This window comes from Roseivirga seohaensis subsp. aquiponti (assembly GCF_001267955.1).
Lineage (GTDB): Bacteria > Bacteroidota > Bacteroidia > Cytophagales > Cyclobacteriaceae > Roseivirga > Roseivirga seohaensis.
In genome coordinates, this window is sequence record NZ_JSVA01000007.1 from 142,133 (window position 1) to 160,583 (window position 18,451).

Sequence of the window (18,451 nt, forward strand, 5' to 3'; positions counted from 1 at the left end):
GAGAAAGAGCCTAATGAGGCCAATAAATATGGAGTCGGTATATGGAATATTCATTTCCTTAATTCCTATTTAAAATTTGGAATGGTTTGTAAGCCAATCTGACCAATAAAATAATCCCACTTTAATGGAGCTATTTGTTGTTTAACCTTCTGATATAGTCTTCTACTATCGGCATACTCGATAAGTATTACCGGCAATTGATATTTTTTTCTTATTTCCTGTAACTCTTCAACTCTTTTATAGAATTCATTCCACTTGTGCATACCATACTCCGATTTATCAAAGGAATAGTTGGTAGCCACCGATTCAATAGCGACAGTATTAATGTACTTGGCCGACTTTGGAATTAAGGAAAGTCCAGCGTTCTGCATTAAATGAAAATCAGGGTATTTATCCTTCATCATTTTTAAGAGATTTACCAGATCATCTCCCATATTGGGATATGGCCCCCATTCTGCAAAAGTATCTACCGTATCTAAAAAGAGTCCGTCAAAGCCCTTTTTAGCTATTTTATCAACAAAGCTTAGCAGTACTTTCTGCGTATTGCCATCCCTTAAATTCAAATAATAACTCTCCCAAATCTTGTTCTTACCAAGAGTGCTTTCTTTCAGTTGGTTATAGTAAAAACGGCTTTTGCTTACTTCACCTACACTTATATAGCCCAATACATTTTCGTTATTTTCCTTGATTAACTTAATATCAAATGCGGTATAATGTTCTGATTCTAGAATTACATATTTATACCCTTGAATTTGATCAGGATTGATTTTACCATAACAAATAAGCACAGAACTGGGCTGTACTTTTTGGGCGAAAAGCCCCGAAAAAGAAAACAAGGCCATAAGAAGCGATAGGATTTTAATAAGCCGCATAATAGTAGTAGTCAAGGTTTTTGAAAAACTCCGTTACCGACTTCAAGGTCAAAAGCATGAAGGTGGTTGAACCTACCAACATTCCTACAACACTATATTCATATGAAACCAACCTGCTCAGGAAAAGCCCTACAACCAAGTTGACTACGGAGGCAACCATAATGGCTTTTAATGGCTTAGTAGGCTTATTTAGCGTAAACAAATACAAAGAGTTAAGCATACCCCAAGCCAGTAAAATATAACCTAAACCTCCCAAAATACTCACTTTTATACTTATTGGGCTGAGGGTTTCATTAAAGGCTCTTTCATAACCAAACCAGACCCAAATAACGGTGTATAACAAGGCAATCATTACCACACCGGTAATCAGAAGTATTTGAACATGTTCCCAATATGTTTTCAATGATTTACGATTAAACACCTGCGGCTGATTGTAAGGAATCTGTTTTTGCAACAAATCGCTTAACGTACTAAAGGAGGCGATACTAAATTCTAGAACCCCAACCAACAGGAAGAATATTAGAATTGCGATATCCATGCCAACCTCATAATTCTTTTCATAATATACAGCATATGGCAACAAGCCGTCTGCTGAGGTAGACCACGCTAGAATTCGATCAATGAAAATGAACACGAAAAAAAGTAAACCATAAAAAAAGTAGCGGTAATTGCGGTAAATCATTACGGCTGTTTTTGAAGTAGCTCTACTCACATTTCGGGTAGCTTTCATCTTCTTATTGAAGAAATAGTTTAAGTAAATTACCATTAAAATAATGGCTACCCAAATGCCTATCCAATGGGTAAAGTAAGTATCTATATTAGTAAATAGCTTCAAGCTCAGCGCCAATCCGGTAGCCAAAACAAAGGCAACTGTAATCATCCAACGCTGCTTCAAAGGGTGAAAAACAGCAGAAATAAGTAACAAAATCCCGATTGAAAAGGAATAGATATAAACGATGTAGAGAAAACGATATGGATAAATATTTGCAAAGAAATTAACCACCAATAGCAGCACACTCAGCACCGACATGAACAATAATCCATCTTTAATTACTTTGATGGTGCTTTTTCTGGCCATCACAAAATCATTGTTATACCAGTAATGTGATATTTGCCGACCAATGACCTGAACAAAACCACCTGTCCCTACAAGGCCAAAAATAACCCCAAGCACTACGGCTGTTGATTGAAGCTGATTAAAGCCGACATACGTCCAAAGTGAATACCCAAAAAGAATAATGGTTAAAATTTGAATAAAAACTGGAAGCCCATGAAAAAGCCCTAAGGGATAGTAATAAAAGAAATACTTTGTTTTGATTCGGAGATAATCGGAGGCAGAAGTTACTTCACTTTTAAACTGATCATTCACTTTTAATTTACTTGGGTGAGCAGCTATAAAATCGGCACTCGTAATTTGGCTAAAGACCATTCTAGCCAACTCTTGCAAGTCGTCTACACCATAATCTGTTTTAGCATCCACGGCTCTAATACTCATGGATTCGAGCATAGCACGCACAACGTTTACATTGACAGGCTTACCTACCTTATCGTAAACATCTAAACCTAGCCGCTCTATTTTACTCTCAAAATCCATCATCAAATCACCTTCGATTATTTATTTAAACTTTGCGCATACACAGACTCATAAATATTTTCATAAGATTTAATAAAAATATCGAGAGTGAAATTATCGATCACACGCTGACGGGCCTTTTTACCCATTTCCATTCTCAGTTCATTATTGGTAAGCAATTCAACTACCTTACTTCCTATTGCCTCTGGGTCTCTGGGTTTGCATACAAATCCAGTACCTTCCTCAATCGCCTCACTTACTCCTCCAACATCGGTAGCTACAACCGGTATGCCACAACTCATCGATTCTAAAACTGTAAACGGAAAGCCTTCTGAAATAGAAGTAAGAATTGAGATATCGCCTTCACTAAAAATCAGATGAGGTTGGCTATGAAAACCCTTTAAAAAGAAGTTATTTCCCAAATTCAGTTCCTCGATCAAAGCCTCACACTCTGCTGTATATTCAGGCACCGCATTTTTATCTCCATAAACCAAATACTGAACATTTGGTATCTTCTTCATTACTACCGCGCATGACCGGATCATGGTAAGTACATCTTTTAATTCAAAGATTCTAGCTACCGCAACCACGGTAGGAATGCCCTTTAAATGTTCAGGCTTTTCTCTAGGCACAAACCTTTCATGATCTACCCCATTGTAAGTGATTTCAACTTTATCTCTATCTGCTCCATACATTAGCTCCCAAGTAATATTGAATTTATTTACGGAGAGAATTTTATCTGCCTTGTAATAAGAAAGTCGGGTAATACATTCTGTTAGTTTTATCAGAAATACCTTTATGAAATATGAATAGTCTGAACGATTAATGTAAAGTAAGCGCTCTCTTACGTACACCCCATGTTCTGTAATCATGAGTGGAGTACCGTATCTATATTTTAAAACCAGGGCTGGTATTAAAGGGAAACCGGAAAGTGTAATGTGTGATACATCCACTTTTTCAATGGCTATGGAAAAGGGAATCAAAAACCTATACAACCAACGTAAACCAACGGTTAAATCAAAAAGTGTAGCTTCTACTCCTCCAGCCTCTGTTTCTTGAATGGCTTCTTCCTGAAAAACGCGCCATACTTCTTCGCTTTTCATTGTCTCCTTATAATCGTAATCCTTAAAGTATTCCCACATACTTCGGAACACAAAATCAAGCGCTTCCATGTTTTCAGAATCACTATAAAGAAGGTCTAGGAATTTTTTAAAAATGGGAACAAAGTGCTTTTGAATAACTTCTGGTGAAGTATTTTCTTTTTTACTCACCACTTTATAATATTCCCTACTAAAGCTAACATAGTCTTGAGGTTCGTCTGGAGCCCATAGAGGAACTTGAATCACTTTTTTTACATTCTCACTTAATTCAAAGATTGGCTCCTTTTCAAAACCCGCATTAATTGAATATAAAGTAAAATCTACATTCGTTACTCTATCACAAAGCATATGACTCCAAGTAGAAATACCTCCACCATAGAATGGATATGTACCCTCAGAAATCAATAAAACTTTTATCTTCTTTTTTTTATCCAACGTTGTGCAGGTTTTAAACTTACGCAATCAAGTAAGTTTTCGTCAAAATTCTTGAATGAATCGGTGATTTAACAGCAATTACAGACCAATCACACTTTTCTGGAGGTAAAGCGCACATTCCCCTTCTGTAAATCAGGCACTAAAACACAGTTTTGTTTTGGGCAGGGAGAGACCCTATGCTTAAATAAGGCCTATTCTACTCTAATATAATTACTCCATTTCTATCACCAAATCTTCTTGGTCAATCATTTCTCCAGCTTGTAAATGAACCCTCTTCACTTTACCCGCTTTTGGAGCAGAAACCGTTGTTTCCATTTTCATTGCTTCAATCACAAATAAGCCTGTATTAGCTTTAACTTCCTGACCTTCTTTTACTTTGATTTCTGCCAATCGGCCTTGCAAAGGTGAACCAATCTCATTTTCGGCCTCTGCCTTACGATGAACTGCTTTGGTTACTTTTACATTCTGATCTTTTACTTCAATGACTCTGGTTTGACCATTCAGATCGAAATATACTTTTCTTATGGCATCTTCATCTGGTTCGGATTTATGCAGCATTTTGACAATGATGTGCTTGCCTTTACCAATTTGAACAAACACTTCTTCGTTCTCTTTTAAACCATAGAAAAAGGCTTTTGTTGGAAGATGTCGTACTTCTCCGTAAGTCTGCCAGTGCTCATAGAAATCTCTGAACACTTTTGGATAAAGTTTATAAGACAGAAAGTCTAATTCATCACAATATTCATCAAAGTCGATTTGAAACTGCTTAAACTCTTTATCGAAATCCACTGGCACTAAATGAGCATTTGGCCGATCGGTATATGCCGTTTTTCCTTTGAGAATAATTTTTGAAAGCTCTTGAGGAAAACCTCCAGGGGTTTGTCCTAAATCTCCTCTAAACAAACTCACCACCGATTCTGGAAATGAAAGAGACTCTCCACGAGTCATTATATCTTCGACTGTTAGGTTATTCGAAGTCATATAAATGGCCATATCGCCCACCACTTTCGATGATGGAGTTACTTTAACTATATCTCCAAATAACTTATTGACGATTGCGTAATTCCTTTTTACTTCTTCAAACTTATGCTCTAAACCTAAGGCTGTTGCTTGCGGGCGTAAATTAGAATATTGCCCACCAGGAATTTCATGGTCATATACTTCTGCCGTGCCTGCTTTTAAGCCACTTTCAAACGGATAATAGTATTCACGAACGTCTTCCCAATAATTAGAATACTCATTCAGTTTTGATAAGTTGATTTTTGGATCTCTTTCATGACCTTCTAAACAAGCCACTATTGAGTTGAAATTAGGTTGTGAAGTAAGACCCGACATTGACGCAATGGCCACATCAACAATATCGACCCCGGCCTCAATGGCGTGGAAATAAGTTGTGGCTTGCATTGAGGAAGTATCGTGGGTATGCAAATGAATTGGCATTTCCACCGACTCCTTTAAGGCTGTGATCAATTTGGTAGCGGCTCTAGGCTTTAATAAACCTGCCATATCCTTTATACAAAGTATGTGAGCACCTTCATCTTCCAAAGCCTTGGCCATGTCGATGTAATATTGAAGATTGTATTTTGAGTTTGCATCGAGCACATCGCCTGTATAACAAATACAAGCCTCTGCTACGGAATTGGTTCTTTCCCGAACCGTTTTGATGCTCACTTTCATATTTTCAATCCAGTTCAGCGAATCAAAAATTCTGAAAACATCCATACCATGCTCTGCTGTTTTTTCCACAAATCGCTCGATCAAGTTATCTGGATAAGCCGTGTAACCAACTCCGTTAGAGCCTCTCAACAACATTTGAGTTAAGGTATTGGGCGCAGCTTCGCGAATGAGCTTTAGTCTGTCCCAAGGATTTTCATTTAAGAATCGCATAGACACATCGAAAGTGGCACCACCCCACATTTCTAGAGAGAAAATCTCTGGGTGATTTTTCGTGAAACCATCGGTTACTTTAAGGATATCCAAAGTCCGCATTCGGGTGGCCAAAAGCGATTGATGAGCATCACGAAAAGTGGTGTCAGTAAACAAAATCTGTTTCTGATCTTTTACCCATTTCACCAAGCCATCTGGTCCGCCTTCCGTCAATATCTGTTTTGTGCCTCTAGGATGAGAAGCAAGTCTATCGCTGGCAGGTATTTTCGGCTCTCTAAAATGAACGTACGGATCGATTCGCTTTACATTTGGATTTCCATTTACTGCTACTTCACCCAAGTAATTTAGTAGACGCGTTGCGCGGTTCATAAACCGTGGCATTTCGAAAAGCTCAGGGTGAGATTCAATGAATTTTACTGTGGCTTCTCCATTATAAAAAGTAGGATGTTTCAGTACGTTTTCGAGAAAACCCTTATTGGTTTTCACTCCTCTTATTCTAAATTCTGAAAGAGCCCTCTGCAATCTTTGAGAAGCCCCTTTCAATGTTCTTCCCTTTGCTGATATTTTCACCAACATAGAGTCGAAGAATGGTGATATGGTTACGCCTGCATAGCAGTTTCCTGCATCGAGCCTGATACCAAATCCACCAGCACTTCTATAAGCTATAATGGTCCCATAATCTGGTTTGAAGCCATTTTCAGGATCTTCAGTAGTTATTCTACACTGTATTGCAAAACCATTGCATTGTATATCTGCCTGATCCTTAATGAAAATTCTAGGGTCGGAAAGTGGGTAACCTTGGGCAATTTCGATTTGTGAACGAACAATATCGATTCCAGTAATTTCTTCTGTTATGGTATGCTCTACTTGAACTCGCGGGTTGACTTCAATAAAGTAAACATTCTCTTCAGCATCGACCAAAAACTCAACCGTACCAACATTGTTATAGTTTACCTCTTTTGTAATTCGAAGGGCGTACTCATACAATTTATCGCGAGTGGTTTGGCTTAAATTGATTGATGGTGCTACCTCCACTACCTTTTGATACCTTCTTTGTACCGAGCAATCTCGCTCATACAAATGCACCAAATGACCATAATTATCACCCATAATCTGCACTTCGATGTGCTTAGGATTATCAATGAATTTTTCAAGAAACATGGTGTCGTCTCCAAAAGCTTTTGAGGCTTCACTTTTGGCTTCATTGAATGCTTTTTCAAGATCAGCTTCTTGACGAACTACACGCATTCCCCGGCCTCCACCGCCTGCTGCGGCTTTCACCATTACAGGAAAACCAATTCTTTTAGCTTCTTTTAAAGCAATATCAAACGAATTTAGCGATTCCTGACTGTCTTCAATTAAAGGTACTTGGGCTTTACGGGCTACAATTTTCGCTTGCACCTTATCGCCAAGTTTTTCCATCACCTCTGGTTCAGGCCCAATAAAGATGATTCCTGCCTCTTTACATGCCCGTACAAAATGGACGTTTTCAGAAAGAAAGCCGTATCCCGGATGAATAGCGTCTACACCTTCGTTTTTAGCCAAAGTCATAATCTCTTGAATATCGAGATAAGGCTTTAAGGCCTCTTCATTTTCACCTATCTGATACGCTTCGTCTGCTTTATATCTATGTAATGAGTAGCGATCTTCATAAGTATACATAGCAACCGTTCTGATTTTCAATTCAGAAGCAGCTCGTAAAACACGGATGGCAATTTCGCCACGATTGGCGACCAACAGTTTTTTGATTTTCTTGATTTTAGGCTCCATAAAGACAGGGGGTGTTCTTGAAAAGGTAAGATAACAGAATATGGGATAAACGGCTACGATTCGTCCCTTATGATTTTTAAAATCACAAGTTTTTTTTTTTGAAAACACAGCCGATATTGGATGGCTCTTTAGAAGCGATTTCGGTTAAAACCCAACCGAATTAAAAAACCAATTAGCTGTAATTTAAAGGTGTTTCGACCTATTTTCTTTACCAAACTAATGTATTGATCAGCTAAAGCATAAGCCTGATAACGAATGCATTGACGATGTTCATAGGACAGTCTAAGGTAGAGCGAATCTAACTCTGATTTGCTTTTACATAAGCTAAAAACCTTTCTACAAACGGTAAATACCGACTGCATCTGATCATTGTGCTGATGCTTATACCTCAATGCCGACATACTGCTTGTCAATTTGCGTTTCTGCATTAGAACCTCATCTATAAAAGTGTATTTATAGTAACGAGAGGAACGCACCCAAAAATCAAAATCTTCATAAGCCAAGCTTTCATCATAGCCACCCATTCTATCGAAAACACTTTTGCGAATGACCATAGTAGGAGTGCAAATGAAGTAGCGCTTAAGCACCATTTCGAAAATATCGCCTTGAGGAATTTCAGAAATCAACTTCTTAGCTCGAAGCGTATCATTATGATTACCAATTATCTCTGACTTAGCATTGATGTAGTCCGCATTGCAAAAACAGACCCCGTATTCTTCAGCTAATGCTTCAAGTCGTTCGACACTTTTGCTTAAAAAATCAGGACGCATTACATCGTCTAAAGCAAAATCAACGATATACTTCCCTTTTGCTAAAGCTAAGCCCTTATTAAAAGTACGAGTGTAGCCCTCATTCTCAATATTAGGGATAAAAACCACTTCTGGTTTACCTTGAATCATCTTTTCAATTTCTCCAACGCTAGTATCTGAGCTTCCATCGTCCAAAATAATGATTTCTATTTCAGTATAAATTTGGCGGAAAACCGAATTTAAAGCCTCACTTATATAAGGAGCATGATTATAGGAAATACATATTACCGAAACGAGTGGATTCATTTGAATAAGAATTTCCTATTAAACAGAATGAGGATAAGGAAGAAGCCAATGTAGCGCCATAAGTAAGCCAATGTGAGGGCTTCTAAATTAAACCGGTCCATTAATAAATATACCAATGTGACATAAATGAGAGCTGAAAATAACTGCGCTACAATATATTTTACGGTTTGCACCCTGGCCGAAAGTAAATAAGCCAACAGATAAGAAAGAATACAAAAGAAGTCGCCAATGGCCTGAAAACGCACCAAGTAGGCTGCTCTTTCAAAACCTTTTGCAAAGAAAAGGTTTAATATAAATTCACGATTGAAGTAATAAATCCCCAAACAAATTACGGTTATGAAGCCTACGAAACCCATTACTTTGAGTACATAGCTCCTTAAGGCAACTTCATCATGAATAAGCGATGCCATTTTAGGATAATACACCACTCCTACCGTGCCGCTAAACACCAACAAATAACTACTCGACATTTTGGCTACGGACTGCCAAAGTCCGGTTCGATCCAAGCCATACAGTTCAATTACATAATCACGAACCATAAAGTCTAACAGTTTGCCAAGCACAATAGAGCTAATGGCCATTATAACGAACTGACTTATTTTCTTTAATGAAGCTCCATCGGGGGTTCCAATCCGTAGCTTAACCTTATTTCTATTTAGAGCAAAGTAAACCAACGAACAGAAAAACATAAGCCCATAGCCCATTACAAAACTAAGAAGTGCCTGGTCTAAATTACCTAAGCTTACCGCCCAGAGTACCACGACCACCAGAAGAATAATTCCCGAAATACTAACTAAGGCATAGCCCTTTACATCTCGAAATGAAAGAATGACCGAATTAAGTAAGCCAGTCATCAACATTAGAAAGATGGCCGGAAGAAAAATTACCAGAAACTGACCAATGCTATAAAACTCTACAAATCGACTAAAAAAGTAATCTCTTCGCCAAAAAAAGAGCAAACAGAAAATGGCTATAAAAATCAGGTTAGTTACCCAAAAGCCTGTTTGCCAAAGTTTATGTTTACTCTGTTCACTGGCTTTAGGGTCCGACCAATGCTTCATTACTGCCCTATTGATTCCTTCAGAAGGAAGCAGGGTAAATAATGAAGTAAGGTTTTGAAAGTGAGAAAGTAGTGTAATTCCGTTGGTGCCGAAGAAAACCGCAAAGAGTTTATTGATAGTGAGTCCTCCAATGGAGCGAAACACCACTGCGAGAAAAGACCATCGAGAACTTTTAAAGAATTGAGACGCCAACAGCAAAAGATTTAATGCTAAGATACGGCTTTCCGAAAACTGTAGCTCAAAAAGCTTTGGCCTCCTAAGTGCGACTTAAACTGTTTGAGCCCTTCGTTTACCTTACCGCTAAGGTAAGACGTACCTAAATCAAGGTAGTTTAATTCCTTTGCTCTGCAAAAATCGTAAAGTCCTTCCGTAAGCAAAACCACTGGACTTAACTGGTCATATTCAGGATGATGTGCTGGAGAGAAATTATAGAGCACTTTATCAGAAGCCAAAATGCCAATGGTAGCTGCTATAATTCGCTCACCATCTTTCACTATAAAGGGAATATAAGCTTCGGCATTTAGTTTTTGTGCTAATTTCATCTGAGGCCAATCCATGGAGAATTCGTAACCCTTTTTCTGACGCTGGTTTTTCACGAAATCAAATACATCGGCCAATTTGTGCTTTGGAAGCCTACTAAACATAAAGCCTGCCTCTTTGCATTTCTTCAATTTGCGAACTTCCATAGAAGCTAAGCCCGCTTCAAAGACTTGATTAGTAATATGTATCGCCTGATATTCCAATTGTTCGACTAAGTCAAAACCCGCATGAACTAAGTTTTCCTTCAAAAGCTGGGTATTATTGAAATAACAATCGGGTGCCAATTTCATTTGGATGGAATTCACACCTTGTTCTTTGAGTTTTCTCAGAACTTCAAAAATAAAGAAGGTGATTTCTGTGCTGGTCAAATCATGAGCTAAAGTAAAACCTCCAAAAGGAGCCCGATAAGGACTAAATGCGGTTCCTTCTTCCAAAGAAAAACCAATATGACCTACTCCAACCTTGGTTGTATAATCAAATAAATAGAAATGGATTTGCGGCAATTGGTTATTGCCAATAAGAAAATTAGGTTGTGTATAAAGCAGTTCAGAAAAAGCCCTTTTGGTGTTTTCTGGTAAAGCCTCAGTCACTTTCAGGTTTCTCATTTGAACTCAGAGCGTTTTCTTATGTAATCATTCTCATCAAACTCATCGGAGGCGAGACCAATCATAATGGTATCTTTTCTAAAAATCATTCGCCCCCACCACATGGGCGGAATATAAAGCGCTTTATCTGCCTTATCTAAAGTACAATTGAATAAATCACCTTTTTTGGATTCTAACAAAACCTCAACTTTACCCTTGATAGCAACAATAACCTGCTCACCAGTTTTATGAGCATGGTCACCCCTTACTTGCTGTTCTGGCAAATCGTAGAGCCAATACACACGTTTTATTTCAAAAGGAATGCTTTTCAATTCCTCTAAATAAGTCAGGTTTCCCCTCAAATCGGGTTTCGAATCGAATGTATAGACTTCAGGTTTTTTCACGGCAGTTATTTAATCACTAAAGTAACAATTAATCTATTCTGTATCTTCGCGCGCTATGCTTTACCTTTTACTCGCAATACTTGGCAATGTTGCCGTTTTTCTTTCCTTTAGGTCGTTTACACGATTTAAAATCAGCACTTTCCCTGCCATTGTTACCAATTACTTGGTTTGTGTAATTACAGGGAGTATTTATGTGGGTTTTGGGCATATAAAATCCAATATCGCTTTCGACCAACCTTGGTTCTATAGTGCTTCGGCATTGGGTTTATTATTTATTGGCACATTTTACCTGATGGCCTTAACTACTCAATTAAGAGGCGTTGCCGTGGCTACAGTAGCTACCAAAATGTCATTGGCTATTCCAGTTTTGTTTAGTCTATTTATTCTGAAAATAGGAACTTCTGAACTTGGCTCTTGGAACTACATAGGTATTGTAACCGCCTTTGTGGCTATCTTTTTGGTATCGAAGAAAAAGGTTTCATTAGAGATAAAAGAGCCGATAACTCTTGGCTATGTGGCCTTACCTTTTGCTGTTTTTTTACTGGGCGGAGCCCTAGACACTTGGCTAAATTACGCTAGCGAAAACTTGATTGAAGCACATATAGAAGGTATTTACCCTATCATTACTTTCGGTACGGCTTTCCTTATTGGTAGCATTGTAATTTTGGTACGTAAAATTAAAGTGCGTAAGAAAGACATTCTGGGAGGTCTCTACTTAGGCATACCGAATTACTTTTCAATTTACTTTCAAATCAAAGCTCTTTCTGCTTTCGACAATAATGGCGCAGTTCTTTATCCGGTACTGAACATCGGAATCATCATTGCTTCCACAATTTTCGCAGCCTTTATTTTTAGAGAATACCCAAGCAAGCTAAATATTATAGGAATAGTACTTGCCATTGCCGCACTTATTCTCATCAGCATGTGAAACAAAAAAGGCCGTCTTTAAAGACAGCCTTTCAAAGTTCTTCTGAAGATATTATTATTTCTTGTCCTTATCGTCTGACTTTCTACGAGTAGTCGATTTTTGCTCTGGATTAGCAATAGATTCTCTCATGTCCGTATCGGCTTGAATGTTCTCCATTTTATAGTAATCCATCACTCCCAAACGACCGCTTCTAAAAGCTTCGGCCAATGCTTTAGGCACTTCTGCTTCTGCTTCAATTACCTTAGCCCTTGCCTCTTGCGACTTGGCTTTCATTTCTTGTTCTTGAGCAACGGCCATCGCACGTCTTTCTTCTGCCTTAGCTTCTGCTACTTTCAAATCAGCTTGTGCTTGGTCAGTTTGAAGTATCGCGCCAATGTTCACCCCTACATCTACATCCGCAATGTCAATAGAAAGAATTTCGAATGCCGTTCCCGCATCCAAACCACGGCTTAGTACCAGTTTCGAAATTTTATCTGGGTTGGCCAAAACTTCTTTATGAGAAGCAGCAGAACCAATTGAAGTTACAATACCTTCACCTACTCTGGCAAGGATAGTATCTTCACCTGCTCCCCCAACTAATTGCTGAATGTTAGCACGAACGGTTACTCTTGCCACAGCCACCAACTGAATACCATCAGCAGCCACAGCCGCTACTTTAGGCGTAGTGATTACTTTTGGGTTTACCGAAATCTGTACTGCTTCAAATACATCTCTACCCGCAAGATCAATTGCTGTAGCTTGTTTAAAGCCTAAAGTGATGTTTGCCTTGTCGGCAGAAATAAGTGCTTTAATTACAGAAGGAACATGGCCACCTGCTAAATAATGAGTTTCAAGTTCAGTAGTAGTAAGCTCCAAACCCGCTTTTGTAGCCGTAATCATAGCGTCTACTACAATTCTTGGCGGTACTTTTCTAATACGCATGAACACAAGTTCAAGCAAGCCTACCTTAACATTCGAAAACCTAGCCGTAATCCATAGATTGACTGGCACGAAATAGAAAAAAGCAAAAAACAGAATTATACCGGCTCCTATGGCCACCAGCGTTATGTATTCATTCATATCTAATTATTTATTCGTTCAACTGTAATTCTATTCCCTAGAACTTTAATGATTTCAATTCTACTACCTGATTCAATGTGAGAACCCATGGAAACTACTTCGTAACTTTTATCTCCAAACTCCCCTTTGCCAACAGGCTTTAAATCAGAAATTGCAATTCCTTCCATCCCAACTTCCAAGCCCAAGGAGTAACCCTCATTGAATTTACCCTTGTTGGTGTCTTTGAGTGAAAACCGGTCCCAGGATTTCGATTTAAAGCTAAAGTAAATGGCCACCACCGAAATAAGAAAAGAGCCCACAAGCATATAATTTCCTGCTAAAGCACCGTGTTTCTCATAGGTAAGGTAAATCCCCGCGCAAGTAAGGGCAAAGCCAACCACACCTACTACGGTAGTACCTGGCACAAAGAGCAATTCTATATAAATTAGAATCAACCCAATGATCACCAATAGAATAATAGCAATCCACTCTCCCATTTGCTCAGCTTTTTAAACTTGTCCGAATATACTATTTATTAGTAATATCAGTACGCTTTTGCAAAAAGTACTCGGCCAGCAGATGGTTTTCCAGAGTAGATACAAACACCAGCTTCTTCTTTTCTATCTAAAGGAATACAACGTATGGTTGCTTTAGTCTCTGTTTTTATCTTGTCTTCGGTTTCGGTTGTACCATCCCAATGAGCAGAAACAAAGCCTCCCTGTCCATCAATAACTTTTTTGAAATCATCATAAGTATCCACCTCAGTAGTGTTTTCGGCTCTGAAATTGAATGCCTTTTGATAAATAGAATTCTGAATTTCTTCTAATAAAGCTTCAACTTTATCAGCCAGACTGTTTTCTAAGCTGAAAAGTTCTTTTTCTCCGGTGTCTCTTCGGGCAATTTCAACAGAGTTATTCTCTAAATCCTTTGGTCCAATGGCCAGCCTAACTGGCACACCTTTTAATTCCCATTCGGCAAATTTGAAACCAGGTTTGTAAGTATCACGGTTATCAAATTTCACAGAAATGCCTTTGGCTTTCAAACCTTTGGTAAGCTCAGCTACTTTATCAGAAATGGTTTGAAGTTGTTCTTCTCCTTTATATATAGGTACAATTACCACCTGTATTGGCGCCAATTTTGGAGGAAGCACTAAGCCTTGATCATCTGAATGCGCCATAATCAACGCTCCGATCAACCTTGTACTTACACCCCATGAAGTTCCCCAAACAAAATCTTGCACTCCTTCTTTATTCGTAAATTTCACATCGAAAGCCTTTGCGAAATTCTGCCCTAAGAAGTGAGAAGTTCCCGCTTGAAGCGCTTTTCCGTCTTGCATCAAAGCTTCGATACAATAGGTTTCTACAGCGCCAGCAAACCTTTCGCTTTCTGATTTCATTCCTTTTACTACTGGCATGGCCATGAAATTTTCAGCGAACTCAGCATAGACATTCATCATTTGCACAGATTCGTCAATTGCTTCTTGCTTAGTAGCATGAGCGGTATGCCCTTCTTGCCAAAGAAATTCGGCTGTTCTTAAGAAAAGGCGAGTTCGCATTTCCCATCGAACCACATTAGCCCATTGGTTTATGAGTAGAGGTAAATCTCTGTAAGATTGCACCCAGTTCTTATAAGTGTTCCAAATTACTGTTTCCGAAGTTGGCCTAACAATAAGTTCTTCCTCCAATTTAGCATCAGGATCCACTACAACTCCCTTTCCGTCAGGGTCGTTCATTAAACGATAATGAGTGACTACGGCACATTCCTTAGCAAACCCCTCTACATGGTCAGCTTCTTTACTTAGGTATGATTTTGGAATGAAAAGAGGAAAGTACGCATTCACATGCCCAGTTTCTTTAAACATTCGATCAATCTCTGCCTGCATTTTCTCCCAGATGGAAAAGCCATAGGGTTTGATTACCATGCAACCACGAACAGGTGAATTTTCAGCTAAATCTGCTTTTTTCACCAGTTCATTGTACCACAACGAGTAATCTTCACTTCTTTTTGGTAATCCTTTGCTCATATCAGTTATTTGGTATGAATCTTGTTTGTTAATGGTTGTTAAAATAGTTGATACAAAGATATATCATTCGATTATTTTATCGACCAATTTTGATAAATACACGTTAACATAAAAAAGCCAAGGAGGAAACATCATGAAAAGACGAGACTACATCCGGATATTAATGGCACCACTCAGCATGCTTGCGGTGTTTGCATGCTCACCAAACCAATTTCAATCTACCCAAGAGTATGATGATGTATACTTTACATCAGCAGACAGAACAAGTAAACCAACGATTATTGAATCGACAAAAGAAATTGAGTCTTCTAACGAAAAAGCATTTTCGCTGGGTGACTATTCAAGCGAATCGGTAGACCCTATGCTGGTAACAAAATACAACAATAGCCAGGATAGAGAAGTAGTCTATTTTGAAGAGGGCCCTTTGGTAACCAAAGCCAGCGAGCTAAACTATGATGATTTCATATACGATTACGAAAATGAAAACTTGGCATATTATGAATTACCATTAGACTGGAATACAGATTGGGATAAATGGAGTTTCAATAAATTAATGGCAAATGATTTTCAGTTCCAGTTGGCTTGGTATGAACAATACTATTTAAACCGTGATTTCAGAATGAACAACTACCTATCAGGTAGATATGGCAGTAGGAGAAACGGAGGAACTGTACCGAGGGTTGGTTTAGATTTATTTGGAGCAGGTTCGTTTTACCATGGTTTCGGTGTAAGTATGTCTTTTGTAAGTTTAAATAACTTCTACGGCCCATCTAATTTATTTTGGTCTCCAATTTATGATCCATTCTGGGACTATGGCGGATTTTATTCACCATTCTACACCTCGTACAACTATTATGGTCGCCCTTGGGGATGGAGTAGATGGAACAGAAGGCCATATAACTATTATTACACTAGTAATTATTACTACAACAATGAGGGAAATCTAGTAAACCGAAATGGTAGAGATGTGACTAGAGGCGGTAGAATAACTTCAACTTCTGTAAGTAGTGTAAGAACTGATGCTGTAAATGGTTCAACTCCGAATACGCGTTCTGCTAGATATGCTAGTGATTTAGGTGCCCGAGGATCTAGATCTGGCGGTTCTACAGATAGCTATCAAGTAATAGGAGGAAGAAATAGCTCTACAGCTACTACAGCTGGCAATACTAGAAGTTCAAGGGTAAATACCAATGCTTATCAGTTTTCTAACGACAGTCGATTAACACGTTCAAACGTAGTAAGAAGCAGCACAGCCAGAAGTAGCAGAAGCACTACCTCTCGAGTAACTTCAGGAAGAAGTAGTTCTTCTAGTAGCAACTTATTTAGCAGATCAAGTTCTACAAGATCGGCAACACCAACTTACAGTCGATCTTCAAGCAGTAGCAGAAGTTCTGGCGTGTCCACCAGTAGATCTTCCTCGAGCTCATCAAGAAGTAGTGGAGTTTCTTCTAGTAGAAGTACCAGTTCTTCTTCTTCGAGCAGATCATCGGGAACAGTGAGTAGTTCTTCTTCAAGAAGTTCTAGCTCTAGCAGCCGCTCTGGTAATACCAGCAGTTCTAGCTCATCAAGAAGTAGTAGTAACAGTTCATCAAGAAGCGGAAGAGGTAATTAATAAAACTCACAAAAACTCACAAAACATGAAACTTGGCATAAAGCTTATTATGATAAGCCTGGGCGTGGTTTGCCTATTTCAAACCTCTCAGGCACAAATTCAACAAGGATCCTTTGGTTATTATAATGATGCCTTAAGGTATAGTCAATTACAAAACTTTGGAACTGCGAGGTTTTCAGCATTAGCAGGTTCTGGTTCGGCACTTGGTGGAGACATTAGCTCTGCTATTTACAACCCCGCTGGGCTTGGTGTTTTCAATAGATCTCAATTCACCTTTACCCCTGGTTTTTCAACTTTACAAACGGAAGGAAATTCCTTTGGTACTATTAATAAAGATGAAGCCACCAAATTCACCATCGCTAATTTAGGCGTAGTGATCAATTTCAATAAAGGAGATCTTGTTCCTGGAACATTTAGAGGAGGATCATTGGCCGTTACATACAATAGGATCAATGACTTTAATAGAAATGTTCTGTCCAGCGGATTCAATGGCAACAACTCCATTATTGACAATATGCTCCAGCAGGCGGATGGCTTTTTTCCAGAAGAGCTTAATGGAATAGCTCAAACTGGATACGACCATTATATTATCAACCCTGACCCCAATGATGAAACACTCTACCATTCTCCGGTTTTAGGTTTTCCCACACAAACGGAAACGATTAGAACTAAAGGTTATACCGATCAGGTGAATATTGCATACGGAACCAATTTTGACGACAAAATATATTTAGGGGCTGGAATGGGAATTACCTCTTCTAGCTACACGAATAGTAGAATTTATACGGAAAGCTTTACCAACGAACCACTTAAATCTTTTACAATTGATGAAAGATTAGAATTGAATGGAACGGGTGTAAACTTCAATATTGGCGCAATTATTCGTCCTATGGATGCTTTGAGAGTGGGCTTATCTTACACATCTCCTACCTACAACAACTTTAATGAAGAGGGAGACAATATTTACGTTTCGGACTGGAACAATTACGATGTTTCAAATTTTAGAGATAACCAAGGCAACCGCATCATTTTGGAAGACACTGTTCTGAACAGATTAGAAACCGCAACAGACATATTTGTTTCTACTTTCAATTTAAGGACACCTTCAAAATTGAATGCTGGCTTGGCCTTTTTCTTCAATAAAAACGGATTTATCACAGCCGATATCGAGCATCTGAATTACGCTAACGCCAATATTTCATCGAATGATTTCTTTACTGGGCCTGACAATGCCACTATTGAAAATATTTACAATTCTGTAACCAACATTAAATTAGGTGGAGAATACCGCTACGAGATGTTTAGGTTGAGGCTTGGCTATGCAAACTATGGCGACCCATATAAAAGTAATTTTGACGGAGTAGAATTAGATAGATCGAGAAAGATTGTTTCTGGAGGTTTAGGAATTAATATGGGGAAATACTTCTTCGATTTAGCCTTAGTAAACACCAAATATGATCAATCATTCAGAAGCTATAGAATGGCAGTGCTCGAAGATTCTCCATTGACAATCATTAAGCACAATTTTACAAATGCAAAACTGACTTTTGGATTGAATTTCTAAAACCT

The 18,451-nt window shown here is 38.5% G+C and carries 14 protein-coding genes; 3 read left to right on the top strand and 11 right to left on the bottom strand.

Annotation, left to right across the window (positions count from 1 at the left end):
• Positions 1-65: 65 nt before the first annotated feature.
• The 8 genes from OB69_RS06245 to OB69_RS06280 form a co-directional block, all read right to left on the bottom strand.
• Positions 66-872, bottom strand: coding sequence for an endo alpha-1,4 polygalactosaminidase (locus OB69_RS06245; RefSeq protein WP_053222847.1), 807 nt, complete (start codon positions 870-872; stop codon positions 66-68).
• Entirely contained in the window at positions 859-2,469 is a 1,611-nt protein-coding gene (locus OB69_RS06250; RefSeq protein WP_053222848.1) for a hypothetical protein, read from the bottom strand. Before OB69_RS06250 ends, OB69_RS06245 begins: the two co-directional genes overlap by 14 nt.
• 14 nt (positions 2,470-2,483) lie before the next feature.
• Complete coding sequence (pelF, locus tag OB69_RS06255) at positions 2,484-3,980, bottom strand: GT4 family glycosyltransferase PelF (RefSeq protein WP_053222849.1); 1,497 nt, start codon at positions 3,978-3,980, stop codon at positions 2,484-2,486.
• A gap of 210 nt (positions 3,981-4,190) precedes the next feature.
• Positions 4,191-7,637 carry a pyruvate carboxylase gene (locus OB69_RS06260; RefSeq protein ID WP_053222850.1) on the bottom strand — a complete coding sequence of 1,149 codons (3,447 nt, stop codon included), beginning with the start codon at positions 7,635-7,637 and terminating at the stop codon, positions 4,191-4,193.
• A 128-nt stretch (positions 7,638-7,765) separates the two neighbouring features.
• On the bottom strand, positions 7,766-8,692 hold the full coding sequence (locus tag OB69_RS06265; RefSeq protein ID WP_053222851.1) for a glycosyltransferase family 2 protein: 927 nt from the start codon (positions 8,690-8,692) through the stop codon (positions 7,766-7,768).
• The gene (locus OB69_RS06270) at positions 8,689-9,945 is read right to left on the bottom strand and encodes an MATE family efflux transporter (RefSeq protein WP_157608500.1); all 1,257 of its coding nucleotides are present in this window, start codon (positions 9,943-9,945) and stop codon (positions 8,689-8,691) included. The genes OB69_RS06265 and OB69_RS06270 overlap by 4 nt, the downstream gene beginning before the upstream one ends.
• 17 nt (positions 9,946-9,962) lie before the next feature.
• Entirely contained in the window at positions 9,963-10,898 is a 936-nt protein-coding gene (locus OB69_RS06275; protein ID WP_053222853.1) for a GNAT family N-acetyltransferase, read from the bottom strand.
• Positions 10,895-11,281: a sugar 3,4-ketoisomerase gene (locus OB69_RS06280; RefSeq protein ID WP_053222854.1), complete on the bottom strand. Its 387-nt coding sequence runs from the start codon at positions 11,279-11,281 to the stop codon at positions 10,895-10,897. The genes OB69_RS06275 and OB69_RS06280 overlap by 4 nt, the downstream gene beginning before the upstream one ends.
• Positions 11,282-11,336: 55 nt before the next feature.
• Between OB69_RS06280 and OB69_RS06285 the strand changes: the two genes are divergently transcribed.
• Positions 11,337-12,209 (top strand): hypothetical protein, encoded by an 873-nt coding sequence (locus OB69_RS06285; protein ID WP_053222855.1) that lies wholly within the window; start codon positions 11,337-11,339, stop codon positions 12,207-12,209.
• Positions 12,210-12,263: 54 nt separating this feature from the next.
• On the opposite strand, the gene floA is transcribed toward OB69_RS06285, so the two are convergent.
• The 3 genes from floA to proS are packed head-to-tail and all read right to left on the bottom strand — an operon-like array spanning position 12,264 to position 15,270.
• Positions 12,264-13,268, bottom strand: coding sequence for a flotillin-like protein FloA (floA, locus tag OB69_RS06290; protein ID WP_053222856.1), 1,005 nt, complete (start codon positions 13,266-13,268; stop codon positions 12,264-12,266).
• 2 nt (positions 13,269-13,270) lie between these two features.
• The gene (locus tag OB69_RS06295) at positions 13,271-13,744 is read right to left on the bottom strand and encodes an NfeD family protein (RefSeq protein ID WP_053222857.1); all 474 of its coding nucleotides are present in this window, start codon (positions 13,742-13,744) and stop codon (positions 13,271-13,273) included.
• Between the two features lie 47 nt (positions 13,745-13,791).
• Positions 13,792-15,270 (bottom strand): proline--tRNA ligase, encoded by a 1,479-nt coding sequence (proS, locus tag OB69_RS06300; RefSeq protein ID WP_053222858.1) that lies wholly within the window; start codon positions 15,268-15,270, stop codon positions 13,792-13,794.
• A gap of 133 nt (positions 15,271-15,403) precedes the next feature.
• Between proS and OB69_RS18220 the strand changes: the two genes are divergently transcribed.
• Together OB69_RS18220 and OB69_RS06310 are read left to right on the top strand one after the other, a co-directional pair.
• Positions 15,404-16,882, top strand: coding sequence for a hypothetical protein (locus OB69_RS18220; RefSeq protein WP_157608501.1), 1,479 nt, complete (start codon positions 15,404-15,406; stop codon positions 16,880-16,882).
• A 25-nt stretch (positions 16,883-16,907) separates the two neighbouring features.
• Complete coding sequence (locus tag OB69_RS06310; protein WP_053222859.1) at positions 16,908-18,446, top strand: OmpP1/FadL family transporter; 1,539 nt, start codon at positions 16,908-16,910, stop codon at positions 18,444-18,446.
• The last annotated feature ends 5 nt before the right edge of the window (positions 18,447-18,451 follow it).